At 36.0% G+C, this 13,095-nt stretch carries 11 protein-coding genes; 6 read left to right on the forward strand and 5 right to left on the reverse strand.

The window, feature by feature from the left end; translation table 11 throughout:
* Positions 1-1,207: 1,207 nt before the first annotated feature.
* Positions 1,208-2,560, forward strand: coding sequence for a hypothetical protein (locus OZP13_RS08455; RefSeq protein WP_281299335.1), 1,353 nt, complete (start codon positions 1,208-1,210; stop codon positions 2,558-2,560).
* Positions 2,561-2,616: 56 nt separating this feature from the next.
* Here the strand turns inward: OZP13_RS08455 and OZP13_RS08460 are convergent, their stop codons facing one another.
* Together OZP13_RS08460 and OZP13_RS08465 are read right to left on the reverse strand one after the other, a co-directional pair.
* Positions 2,617-3,471 (reverse strand): DUF4249 domain-containing protein, encoded by an 855-nt coding sequence (locus OZP13_RS08460; RefSeq protein ID WP_281299336.1) that lies wholly within the window; start codon positions 3,469-3,471, stop codon positions 2,617-2,619.
* 3 nt (positions 3,472-3,474) lie between these two features.
* Positions 3,475-5,754 carry a TonB-dependent receptor plug domain-containing protein gene (locus tag OZP13_RS08465; protein ID WP_281299337.1) on the reverse strand — a complete coding sequence of 760 codons (2,280 nt, stop codon included), beginning with the start codon at positions 5,752-5,754 and terminating at the stop codon, positions 3,475-3,477.
* 1,040 nt (positions 5,755-6,794) lie between these two features.
* Here OZP13_RS08465 and tnpA point away from each other — a divergent pair.
* The 3 genes from tnpA to OZP13_RS08480 all read left to right on the forward strand — a co-directional run bounded on the left by tnpA (position 6,795) and on the right by OZP13_RS08480 (position 9,397).
* Positions 6,795-7,250 carry an IS200/IS605 family transposase gene (tnpA, locus tag OZP13_RS08470; protein ID WP_269243492.1) on the forward strand — a complete coding sequence of 152 codons (456 nt, stop codon included), beginning with the start codon at positions 6,795-6,797 and terminating at the stop codon, positions 7,248-7,250.
* A 357-nt stretch (positions 7,251-7,607) separates the two neighbouring features.
* Positions 7,608-8,537, forward strand: coding sequence for a helix-turn-helix domain-containing protein (locus OZP13_RS08475; RefSeq protein ID WP_269243493.1), 930 nt, complete (start codon positions 7,608-7,610; stop codon positions 8,535-8,537).
* Between the two features lie 92 nt (positions 8,538-8,629).
* Entirely contained in the window at positions 8,630-9,397 is a 768-nt protein-coding gene (locus tag OZP13_RS08480; RefSeq protein WP_269243494.1) for an SDR family NAD(P)-dependent oxidoreductase, read from the forward strand.
* 151 nt (positions 9,398-9,548) lie between these two features.
* Here the strand turns inward: OZP13_RS08480 and OZP13_RS08485 are convergent, their stop codons facing one another.
* From OZP13_RS08485 to OZP13_RS08495, 3 genes are all read right to left on the reverse strand, one after another.
* Entirely contained in the window at positions 9,549-10,604 is a 1,056-nt protein-coding gene (locus tag OZP13_RS08485; protein ID WP_281299338.1) for a glycoside hydrolase family 53 protein, read from the reverse strand.
* Positions 10,605-10,705: 101 nt separating this feature from the next.
* Entirely contained in the window at positions 10,706-10,999 is a 294-nt protein-coding gene (locus OZP13_RS08490; RefSeq protein WP_269243496.1) for a 4a-hydroxytetrahydrobiopterin dehydratase, read from the reverse strand.
* A gap of 41 nt (positions 11,000-11,040) precedes the next feature.
* Complete coding sequence (locus OZP13_RS08495) at positions 11,041-11,805, reverse strand: 5'-methylthioadenosine/adenosylhomocysteine nucleosidase (RefSeq protein ID WP_281299339.1); 765 nt, start codon at positions 11,803-11,805, stop codon at positions 11,041-11,043.
* Positions 11,806-11,964: 159 nt separating this feature from the next.
* Between OZP13_RS08495 and OZP13_RS08500 the strand changes: the two genes are divergently transcribed.
* Positions 11,965-12,456: a DNA-deoxyinosine glycosylase gene (locus tag OZP13_RS08500; RefSeq protein ID WP_281299340.1), complete on the forward strand. Its 492-nt coding sequence runs from the start codon at positions 11,965-11,967 to the stop codon at positions 12,454-12,456.
* Complete coding sequence (locus OZP13_RS08505; RefSeq protein WP_269243501.1) at positions 12,456-13,019, forward strand: DUF6642 family protein; 564 nt, start codon at positions 12,456-12,458, stop codon at positions 13,017-13,019. The genes OZP13_RS08500 and OZP13_RS08505 overlap by 1 nt, the downstream gene beginning before the upstream one ends.
* Positions 13,020-13,095 lie beyond the last annotated feature (76 nt).

Here is a 13,095-nt window from a genome sequence, read left to right on the forward strand (position 1 = left end):
AAAACATTCTTTTTCCCTCCAGCTGAAGCAGGAGGCAATTGAAGGTTGGAGAGGAATGTAACTGGAAATAATTAAAAGATAATCAATACATTCTTTTTCCCTCCAGCTAAAGCAGGAGGCAATTGAATGTTGGAGAGGAATGTAACTGGAAATAATTAAGAGATTATCAAAACATTCTTTTTCCCTCCAGCTGAAGCAGGAGGCAATTGAAGGTTGGAGAGGAATGTAACTGGAAATAATTAAAAGAGAATCAATACATTCTTTTTCCCTCCAGCTAAAGCTGGAGGCAATTGAAGGTTGGAGAGGAATGTAACTGGAAATAATTAAGAGATAATCAATACATTCTTTTTCCCTCCAGCTAAAGCTGGAGGCAATTGAATGTTGGAGAGAATTACAACTGGAAATAATTAAGAGATAATCAATACATTCTTTTTCCCTCCAGCTGAAGCAGGAGGCAATTGAAGGTTGGAGAGGAATGTAAATGGAAATAATTAAGAGATTATTAATACATTCTTTTCCCTCCAGCTAAAGCAGGAGGCAATTGAAGGTTGGAGAGGAATGTAACTGGAAATAATTAAGAGATAATCAATACATTCTTTTTCCCTCCAGCTGAAGCAGGAGGCAATTGAATGTTGGAGAGGAATGTAAATGGAAATAATTAAGAGATAATCAATACATTCTTTTTCCCTCCAGCTAAAGCAGGAGGCAATTGAATGTTGGAGAGGAATGTAACTGGAAATAATTAAGAGATTATTAATACATTCTTTTCCCTCCAGCTGAAGCAGGAGACAATTGAAGGTTGGAGAGGAATATAACTGGAAATAATTAATGAAATAGTTTTGCATAAAATTTCATCCCATTCAATATCAATACATTCTTTTTTCCCTCCAGTTAAAACTGGAGGCAATTGAATGTTGGAGAGGAATGTAAATGGAAAACAATCAAGTTTGAGTTTACTATCTCTCTTCGCAAAATAAGCCGTTCTTGCTCGAACAATGGTGAACTCCTATAATGAATCGATCAAAGCAACTGATTTTTTTGGTGCTTTTTGGTGCGCTATAAACTTTTATTAAATAATAATTGCTCTAAATGAGGGAAACCGTAAAGTATATTGTTTTTGATAGATTACATTTGAGCATTGTTTAAAATAAACATCAGGGACGCTGAAAACTGAATAGAGTAGGCAACAAATTAAATTTAAAAATTAATGAAAAAAATTATTCTATTGTCAATGATTCTTTCTCAACTGGCAATCTCTTGCTCCAGTGACGATAACTCAGACACAACTGATTCACAAAGTTTAACTGAACAAATCGAAGCAATCATAAAGCAACCTTACTCTAAGCTGACTCCATCAGAACAAAAAGTAAAATTGGAGGCTGAAGCCAATACCATGCTTATGCAAATGGACAAATCAAAAACTTCAGGAGCTATCGAAGCCATACAAAATCTTGGGAATTTATTAAGTATTGGTGCCGTTGATATATTCGATAAAAAAAATGATAATCAAATAGAGGACATCCTAAATGTTTCAGGAGTATATGGAATTTACACTTGGAATAATTCAAAACAAGATTGGATTAAAACGGCTTCAACAACTGAACTTAAATTTATCTTTCCAGCAAAGAAAAATCTAACCACAAACAACGCTTCGTTCTCTTCTAAAAGTGTCTCTTCAAACATAAAAGTAAAAATGGAAGACAGTTACAACTGGCAAACAGGAGCTGTTATAAATGACTATTTTTATCTACCAACTTCTGCAGATGCCACTTTAACTATTGATAATGCACAAGCTGCAACATTTGTTGCAAATGCAAAATATACCGGTACGGTAGAAGCTCCAGATGAAGCTAGTTTTAAAATGGTATTGAACGATGGTTATTCTTATGAAATTAGTGGTGGTAAAAAAGCAACTGCAAATACAGCAAAGTCTTCATTTAGTTATAATGGGAAAAATTTAGTTTCATTTACATCTGGAAGTACTGCTGATATTGATGCCTTAATAAAAGATGATAATCTTATTCAATACCAAGGCAAAGCAAATGGTTTGGTTCAAATTATGGACAACTTCATCATTATAGCGGATATGGATATTGCTACACAAACTAAAGATGAAGAAGCTTTAGAAAAAAGTTTGGTGTATCCTACGGATCCAGATTACGAAAGCCCAAATTCTAATTACAAAGCATATTACACAGCAGAAAACACATACTACAAAAAACATTCTGAAGGCAATGTTCTTAATTCAAATAAAAACACAAAACTGATTTTAGTCTCTAAAAAAGACGGAACTAAAATCGCTGACGTTGTTTATCGTTCAGAAAAAGGGGATAGCTACGACAGAGAATTACCAGTTTGGATTGTTGATAAATACTATCCCAACGGAGGCTATTGGTCAATTAATGGCAAAGGCGGAATAATTACTATTCAACATTACGATGATGTGCTTTACTTGAAATTCAATGACAATACAGAAGTTGAAATGGGAGCTTATTTTTCTACTGGATTTGATACTTTGGAAACCAAATTTGAAGATTTCTTGAAAGCTTTTGAAAGATAGATAATTTAAAATTCAAACTTATTATTAAGGTCAATCTGAAATTATTCAGGTTGACCTTATTTTTTTGGAGTTGTTCGAACCACAATTGTACTTTGTCCATAACCAGCCCAAATACCAATTCCACCATTAATATTTGATTTCAGACTTGTATTGGACGGATAAATGGGGTTTCTTCCATTCACGAGTTCGTTTTGCCAACTATTCCAGAAATCAAGAGCGTCTTTATTCATCGTTCTTAATTTCACATAAATCAAATCCCCGTCCGTAAAATAAGGTTTGTATTTAGTTTTGGGAAAAATGAGCACTCCCCTGTTTACCTGCATCGAAATCTTGGGGGAATCAAAATTTTTATCATCCAGATTACCATAAAAAGCGGGAACAAAAATAGGCTCTTGTCCTTCTAATCTTGTTGCAATTTGGTAATAATTCTTTTCATTTAAAGGGTCATCAAATTTCACAAAAACATAGCCTGTAGTATCTGCAACGTTATTTTTAACATATTCTGCACTAGTAAGATTCACCGTTTTGGGAATCGTTGTTGATGCTGACACAATTCTGTTTAAATATTCTATTTTCAAGGTATAAGTCTTGCCTGCTACGCCAATAATTTCGGAACCATAATACACGAACGGCGGCAATCTGTCTTTATCATTTTTAACTTTTAAAACCTCTACTTTTTGTCCATCAGAAACCGTCACTTTTGCCGACCGTATAACATGGTCTAAAACATTGGTAGAATCAATAACCTCAGTTATTGGAATACTACTGGACAATATTAGCTGGGGCACGTCGCCCTCTTCAATCCAGCCTTCAACAACTATCTTCGATTCAAGATTAATTTTAGCACTAAAATCATCATTATTACAGCTGATTGCCACCACTATCAAAAGAAATAAACACCATTTTTTCATCATTTAAAATTTAAATCTCCAACTTACAGAAGGAAGGATTTTATATAAATATTTTTTTTCTGTTTCCACAACTACACTTTGTTTGTCTTCATTAACCTTTACATTTAAAACAACATAAATAGGATTTTCAATATTGAATGTATTGTAAATGGAAAAATTTAAGGCACTTTCCTTCTTACTACTTTTTATGAAAAAATAATTAGCAGATAGGTCTGTTCGAATATAATTGGGCATTTGGGCGTTGTTATATTCCGAATATTCCTTGACAGGATTATTATTGATAAAGTACCACGACGTAGGCATTGTAAAACGATTTCCAGAACTAAAAATCTGGGTAACGCCAAAATTCCATTTCAAATTTAAATCGTACATTCCGACTAATGACAAATTATGACGTCTGTCGTATTTTGCAAAATATGTATTTCCATCATTTATCTCTTCAAAATTTCTATTTGACCGACTCAAAGTATAACTCAACCATCCCTTGAACTTTCCATTATTCTTTCGTAACATCATTTCAAGTCCATAGGCTTTTCCCTTCCCGACAAGCAAGTCATTTTTTAATGTTGACATCTCATTAAACTGGGCAACTCCATAAGGATATTCCAATAGATTTTTCATTGAACGATAAAATCCTCCAAATGAAGTTGCGATATTTTTAGAAATCGTCTGGTTTGAACCAATAGAAAACTCGTCGGAAGTTTGTGGAGAAATTCCATCTGAACTTGCTATCCAAAAATCTGTTGGAATACCCACACTCGAAGTCGTAATTAAACTCAAATATTGATTTTGTCTATTATAAGAAGTATAAAAAGAAAATTTTTTGTTTGGATAATAATTCAATACCATTCGAGGCTGGAAGTGCAAATATGAATTAGACTTTGATCCGGAACTGTAATAATTAATTCTCAAGCCTAATTCTGCATTGAAATAATCAGAAAATTTCGGTTTTGCTGTTGCAAAAACAGCCAGCTCGTTGGCTTTAATTAAATTATTTTGCTCTTCAATTGCGGTCGCAATTTGACTAGTAATTTGAATCTTTTGTGGTTGCAACTTATGAAAAGTATATTGCAAACCAGATTCAAAAGGAATTTCTTTAACCCTAAAACGAACCGAATTTGCAAACCCGAAATCCTGTACATAAGAGGAAATCCCCATTTGCACTGTAGCTTGCTGCATATCTAAATTATTGGTATATTTAGTAAAATAAACAGCATTTGACATCGTTGTTTTTGAAGATAATTTAGAAATTAGTGTTGGAGACACGGAGAAATTTCCCCATTTTAGACCAGTTTTTAAGGATATATTAGAATCTTCTATTTTTAATTTATCGGCACTTACAAAAGCATCAACAACCAAGGAATTATTTTTGGAAACCTCCGTGATGAAGGTCAAATTCCCATCCGAAAAATCATATTTCATATTTTGAACATCATTGTTTTTTGAAAACGAGTTTACTATTGGAACCACAATTTCGTCAATATATGTTTTCCTGCCTGAAATAAAAAGTCCTGATTTTTTACCCAAGGGAACTGCCAATGTCATTTGAGATGCCAGTAGGCCAACGTTTCCTTGAACCGTGAATTGTGAAGGTGTTTTTTTATTGGGAATCAACAAAGTAGTAGAACTCAAACGTCCTCCATATTTTGCATTAGAACTCGATTTGTCAAATTCAACTTCTTGTATATGATCTGTATTGTAAAAAGGGAAAACACCTAACAAATGTGACATGCCATATATTGGAGTTCCTCCATATAGAATTGAATTATGCCCAGGGTCACCACCTCTCACATACAAATACCCATTGGCATCACCCGAATTTTGGACTCCCGGCGTTAATTGCAAAAGCTTAATTATATCCGTTGTCCCTAGAATAGTGGGTAAAGAAGATAATTCTTTTAGATTAAAAGACAATTTACCTCCAGACAAGGCTGTTATGGAACTTTTTTTATTGTTAGAAACCACAACTTCCTTCAAAAGCAACCTGTCTTTCTCTAATTCAATGGAAAGTATGGTGTCTTTTTTTAAAGTAAAACTTAACTCTTTTTCTATGCAACCGAAATGATTAATTGCCAATCTCAGCAGCCCTGATTTAAGGTTGGCAGAAAACACGCCTAAAGAATCCGTTACCTCATGGGAACTATTCCCATTTATATCAAAAGCAACGATAACTCCGGAAAGACTCAAACCTTCATTAGACTTGACTTTACCTGATATTTTAATACCTGATTGTCCGAACAAGTTGGAAAAACATAACAAAAAAAACAAAATAACTAATTTCAAAAGTAAAAGTTTTTATAAGAAAAATGCTAAATTAAACAATTAAAAATCCAATTCATCATTTAGTAATTATTTTAAATCACCTATTTATACTTGAAAATTATGAATAGGATATTTAAAAAGTATTTGGACTAATTACTGTTTTTTTTTTTAAGATTATGATTGAAATTTTGGCTAAAGCCCCCACAACACTTCATCCCTTTTCCCTCCAGTTAAAACTGGAGGCAATTGAAGGTTGGAGAGGAGTGTAACTGGAAATAATTAAGAGATAATCAATACATTCTTTTCCCTCCAGCTAAAGCTGGAGGGAATTGAATTTTAGAGAGGAATGTAACTGGAAAACAATCAAGAAATAATCAAAACATTCTTTTTCCCTCCAGCTAAAGCAGGAGGCAATTGAATGTTGGAGAGGAATGTAACTGGAAATAATTAAAAGATAATTAATACATTCTTTTTCCCTCCAGTTAAAACTGCAGGCAATTGAAAGTTGGAGAGGAATGTAACTGGAAATAATTAAGAGATTATTAATACATTCTTTTCCCTCCAGCTGAAGCAGGAGGCAATTGAAAGTTGGAGAGGAATGTAACTGGAGAACAATCAAGAAATAATCAAAACATTCTTTTTCCCTCCAGCTAAAGCAGGAGGCAATTGAAAGTTGGAGAGGAATGTAACTGGAAATAATTAAGAGATTATTAATACATTCTTTTCCCTCCAGCTGAAGCAGGAGGCAATTGAAGGTTGGAGAGGAATGTAACTGGAAAACAATCAAAAAATAATCAAAACATTCTTTTTCCCTCCAGTTAAAACTGAAGGCAATTGAAGGTTGGAGAGAATTGTAACTGGAGAACAATCAAGAAATAAAAATAGTTTACATTTATAGAATCCTATTATGTAGCACTATATGTTGAATTGCCTCCTGCTTCAGCTGGAGGAATATGGAGATTAGGTTATTATTAGGCTTTAGCCGAAATTTATATAAAGAATCTTTGTCAATAAAAACAATAATTTAGGTTTGTTATTAATCAAATTAATAATTTTAAACTATGTCATTTATAAAAGTTTATATCCATTTTGTCTGGAGCACAAAAAACAGAATACCATTCCTGGAAACCCCAAAAATCAGACAGATGATGTGGAATCATATTAGAGAAAATGCCAAAGAAAAAGGAATACATATTGATTTTGTCAATGGATATTCTGACCATTGCCATTGTTTGGTTTCGCTTGGAGTAGATCAAACTATTCAAAAAGTGATGCAATTAATCAAAGGAGAATCCTCCTTTTGGATGAATAATCAAAAATTAATCTTGGATAAATTCGAATGGCAGGATGAATATTTTGCAGTATCCGTCAGTGAATCCATTTTAGAGAGAGTGAGAAATTATATCAAAAATCAGGAACAACATCACAGCAAACAAACATTCGAAGAAGAATACAATGAATTTATGACTAAATATAAATTTCAAAAATTTACCGATAAACAAGACTGTTTTGGCTAAAGTCAATTTGAATTCTATTTATTTTCATCCTCCAGCTAAAGCTGAGGCAATTGAACTAGTAGGAATTCAAATATAGAAACAAACAAGAATTGACTTCATTTTTTGAAATAACCCTATTTGAAAATGGGGGAACACTAAACTTTTTTCAAAGCCAGCAACAATGAGCATTTAATGCCATAACCAAGGATTTGGGATTGATTTAAGAAGACGATGGCGGCGAAGACAACAGATTGCCGCACTTCGCTTCGCTCGCAATGATGTTAGAACAATCCTGAATGTCTTTCCCGTTTTATAAAAAAAAAGGTGCCAAAAGTAATGGATTAAAAAAAACGCTTTATATTTGAATTTTACAATCCTATGGATACCACAACCATCAAACAATTTTACGAAGCCATTTTTGGAGCGATCTGTCCCGATTTGGATGCTATTCTCAGCGAGAACATCCACAAAGACATTGGCCACTTCAATGTGTTTGACATTGCCGAGATGTATCAATCCTGCAAGTCGAAACTGGAAATGCCGTACAACCGTAGAACGTATTACAAAATAAGCCTGATTTCCGGAAAAAACAAAGTAGAGTTTGCCGACAAAACTGTCGAAATCCAGGAATGCGGCCTCCTGTTTGCTTCGCCTAAAATCCCGTATAATTACACACCTTTAGACCAAGAACAGTCAGGACATTTTTGTGTGTTTACCAAAGACTTTTTGGCCAAATCCAAAATTGGAATGGAAATAGACCTCTTCCCTATTTTTTCTCCCCAAAGCGATTTTATTTATCAAATCAGCCCAGACCAATTTAACGAAGTCAACGCCATTTTCCAGAAGATGCACACCGAAATCGATTCGGATTATGAATATAAATACGATTTGTTGCGCAACTATTTGATGGAGCTTATTCATTATGGACAGAAATTAAAACCTATTTTGGCCGTTGCCAATGTCAAAACGGCTTCTGCGCGAATTACTTCCTTATTCATTGAATTGTTGGAACGCCAATTCCCCATTGAAAACACAACTCAAGTTTTGTTATTGAAAAGTCCGAAAGATTATGCCGACACTTTAGGCGTTCACGTCAACCATCTCAACAAAGTATTGAAAGAAACTACCGGAAAAACTACCAGCGAAATTATTTCCAGCCGAATGGATCAAGAAGCCAAAGTATTGCTTAAACAAACACAGTGGAATGTTTCCGAGATTGCCTACACACTAGGGTTCGAAGAAATTGCCCATTTTTCCAATTTCTTTAAAAAACACAACCAACAATCGCCTTTACAATTCAGGGAATGATTATTTGATTTTCGCAAACAACAGTTTGATTATTGCAATTATCCATTCCACTTTTGTCCCCAATTTTGTAGTGTAATTTAAAACCCTATAAAATGACAAACAAAGCAAATAAAATCGCCTTGGTAACAGGTGGAAGTCGTGGTCTTGGAAAAGATGCTGCACTACAATTAGCCCAAAGAGGATTTGACCTCATCATTACGTACCAAACCAAAAAAGAATCCGCTGAACAAGTTGTAAAAGAAATTGAAAGTATCGGTGCAAAAGCCTTTGCTATTGCTTTGGACATTTCTACAACTGCGGGTTTCGAGGATTTCAAAAATGAAGTACAAACTATTTTGGACTCCCATTTTGACGGCAAAAAACTAGATGCTTTAGTGAACAACGCTGGTATTGGAGTCAATGCTAAATTTGATGTTACTACCGAAGAACAACTGGATGCGATGACCAACATCCACTTTAAAGGACCTTACTTTTTGACCCAAAAATTATTGCATTTATTGAATGAGGGTAGTAGCATCGTGAATACTTCGTCGGGATTGGCTAGATTCTCCTTTCCGGGTTATTCCGCTTATGGTGCGATGAAAGCGGCTATTGATTCCCTTTCAAGATACCAAGCCTTAGAATTGGGCAGCAGAAAAATCAGGGTGAATTCAGTGGCTCCGGGAGCGATTGAAACTGATTTTGGTGGTGGAGCCGTTCGTGACAATTCTGATTTTAACCAAATGCTCGCTTCGCAAACTGCTTTGGGAAGAGTAGGTTTACCTGATGATATTGGTACTGTGGTGGCTTTTCTGTGTTCGGAGGATTCGAAATGGATTAACGCCCAAAGAATAGAAGTTTCGGGTGGTTTTATGATCTAAGATTATTTCTGTTTTTTTGGCTGTTTAAATAAAATGTATCGAGAAGCCTATAAACTTTTCGATACATTTTTTATTGAGAGGGATTCCGACTACGCTCAACCTGACAGTTTAAATGTCATTTAATATGGAACTAATACTATTGTTTTTACCATTAATTCTTGAAAGCGTCCAATGCCGGTGACGGTTTTCCGTCAGACTGCCAAGCATTCAATTGATAACCGCTCCAACTTTTTTCTCCTTCCGGTTCCCAATAAATCACGCCAAGTCCTTTGTTATTTGGCACTGCTTTTACTGCTTTTATGACGGCTACCAACATGTCTTTTGTGTTTTGTACCAAGGTGTAATCGCCTCCAACTTCCACCACCATTACTTCTTTGTCGTATCTTGCCGCCATGTCTTTTAGATTGTTTTCCAAATCAAGAATCGTGGCCGTGTAATCACTTTTTATCCAATACGGATAATAAGAAAGTCCAATGACATCATATTTCACCTTATTGGCTTTGGCATTGTCAAAAAACCATCTGAATTTGGCATTGTTATTTCCTTCGTCAACATGCACGATTACCTTGATGGCTGCGTCTACTGCCTTTGTCGCCTCGTAGCCTTTGTTTAAAAGTTGTGCCAATTGACTAAAATTGGAAGATTTCCCTTCAGGCCATAACATCCCACCGGGAATTTCATTGCCCACCTGCACCCATTCTGGAGTTACTCCTGCCGATTTTAGAGCCGTTAAAACATCAAAAGTGTGTTGGTACACGTCATTTTGCAAGTCGGCAAAAGAATGACTTGCCCAAGCGGCCGGTTTGGTTTGCTTTGCAGGATCAGCCCAAGAGTCGCTGTAGTGAAAATCAATCATAATACGCATTCCTAATTTTTGAGCACGAACCGCCATCACCACCGTTTCGGCAGGGCTGCAATGTCCGCTGGCTTTGTCATTGGATGGATTTACCCAAACCCGAAGGCGAATGGTGTTCATCCCTCTGTCTTTCAAGAGTTGCAAACAATCTTTTTGACTGCCATCGATATCATAAAATTTGTATCCAGTTGCTTCCATTTGGGGCAACCATCCCACGTCAGCTCCTTTTGAAAAGGCAAAAAGAGTTGGTGTCGGCGTTATCTCTGGTGTTTGTGCTTTTGAACAGGATGAAAACATCAATGCTGCCAAAAGTGTCATTAACAATGGGAACTTGGTTTTTACTTTTTTCATTTTAATATTCGTTTTTCTATTTTGTAGCTAATTCAAGGTTCTGTAATGATTGATTTTTAATTGAGTTATATTATTTTACTGTGTCTTACAATTTTATAATTTTATCCATATTTTAAAACTATTTTGTCGATTGCTTTAGCCAAGTCGAAATCTTTTGTGGTTATGCCATTGGCGTCGTGGGTGCTTAGCGCAATGACCACTTTGTTGTAAGCATTATTCCAATTGGGATGATGGTTCGCTTTTTCTGCCAGCAAAGCGACAGCCGTGATGAATGAAAAAGCTTCGACAAAATCCTTGAAATGAAATTCCCGATGGAGGAATTTTCCAAACACTATCCAAGCCGGATCTAATTCCTTCATTCTGGACAGGATTTCTTTTTCATTTAGTTTTTCCATTTTTTCTAGTTTTTAGTTTGCAATTATTAAAATCGAATGCGTTATATCTGTTCGAAAATATTCTTGATGATTTCGGCAGCATATTTACTGGAAATCTTTTGGATGAAGGCCGGAAAGTCGATGTGTGAATTATCGTCTGCCACATCGGAGATGGTCCTGATAATGCTGAACGGGATTTCGTATTCGTAACACACTTGGGCTACCGCTGCACCTTCCATTTCCACGCACAAGACGTTGGGCAATTGGGTAGCCAAGCCTTGTTTCTGTTCGTTGCCAGAGAAAAACTGGTCGCCACTGGCAATGTCTCCAATAACCAACTTGGGTTGTGCAATATCAAACTGCATTAAATCTTCGGTTGCAATGACGGTGTGCAGGGCTTTGTTTTCAAATACCTTTTGCACGGCTTTTGCGGCGATGGCCAAATGGACTGTGTCGCTTTCGAAATAGGTTTTGGAGAGCAAGGGAATTTCGTATTGTTCCATCAAGGGTCGGGCATCCATATCGTGCTGAAGGAGTCTTTTGCCCAGCACAATGTCCCCTATTTTTAAATCCGAATGAATAGCTCCAGCCACTCCGGTAAACAACAATTCGGTGATCTTGAATTCGTGAATCAAGGTGGTGACGGTTGTGGCGGCGGCCACTTTGCCCCATCTCGAAAACACCACCACGGTGTCGATTCCGTTGATTTGTCCCGTAAAATAGCTGCGTTTGCCCATTTTGGTTACCTCGGGATTTGCCAGCAAAGCCACCACTCCTTCAATTTCTTCGGGCATCGCGCCCATAATGCCTATTGTTCTTTTTTTCATGTTTAATGCAATACTGATCTTTAGCTACCAATTTTAATTTAAGTAAAATTAGGTGTTTTAAACCATACTAAGCCCTTTTCTTTGAATGATTTCCACGCTTAAAAATATTAAAACAAAAGTTTTAATACTATATTTGAACCATCAATATCTGCTTCTTTAATGAAAATATATTCCTTTCCACCTATATCCCATTCCAATGCCCAAATTCTTATTCTTGGTACAATGCCCAGCGAACAATCCTTGGCCGTAAACCAATATTATGGCCACCCGAGAAATGCTTTTTGGAAAATAATTTTTACTGTTTTTGACACTCCTTTTTCGAATGATTATGAAATAAAAAAAAGTCTTTTATTGGAAAACAATATCGCTTTATGGGATGTTTTGGAAGTCTGTCTGAGGGAAGGGAGCCTGGACAGTGCCATCGAACAGGAAGTACCCAACGATTTCAACACGTTTTTGAAAGCACATCCCAACATCAGGCATATTTACTTTAACGGCCAAAAAGCAGCCGCCTATTTCAAGCGATACATCAAGCTGGAACATGATTGTCATTTGACCACTTTGCCTTCCACGAGTCCAGCCCATGCCGGAAAATCTTTTGATGCAAAATTAAAGGAATGGAGTATTATTAAACCCGAATTCCTGCTCTAATGGATAATGACAAATTTATATTTTGCCTCGAAGGCGTTCCTGATGTAGAAACAAACGCTACTACCGAAGTGGTCAAAAATCTGGAACAATTGGCCCTTGAACAAGGCATTGCCAGCATTTATAAAACCTGCGACACCATTGAAGGATTGGAAGAAAGCCTGAATGCCCTACTCTATCACGACCATAATTTTACGGATTATGAAATCATCTATTTGGTGATGCCCGGCAAAGCCAACAACATTTGCCTGAATGACTATTATTACAGTTTACAGGAAATAGCCGAACTCTTTGAAGGCAAAATGAAAGGTAAAATCATCCATTTTGCCAATGTCAAGGTTTTGGATTTAGACCATGAGGAAGCGCAATATTTTTTGGATATCACGGGAGCTTATGCTGTTTCGGGTTATGGCCTAAAACAGGGCAAAATACCAAGTTGCAGCACCATCGACAAGGCTTTCTTCAGTCTATGTCAAGAACTGGACGATATCGTTGAAATTGTGGAAGAATTGCATCAAAAACACTATGCCTTGTGCAAATTGTTGGATTTTAGATTGTATTATTAAAAACTTACAAAGAATTAAACCTTCTTGACTATCCTGTTGTCAAACAGGATGGAAAAAACCAACAAATGAACTTTCT

It is taken from the genome of Flavobacterium limnophilum, assembly GCF_027111315.2.
GTDB lineage: Bacteria > Bacteroidota > Bacteroidia > Flavobacteriales > Flavobacteriaceae > Flavobacterium > Flavobacterium limnophilum.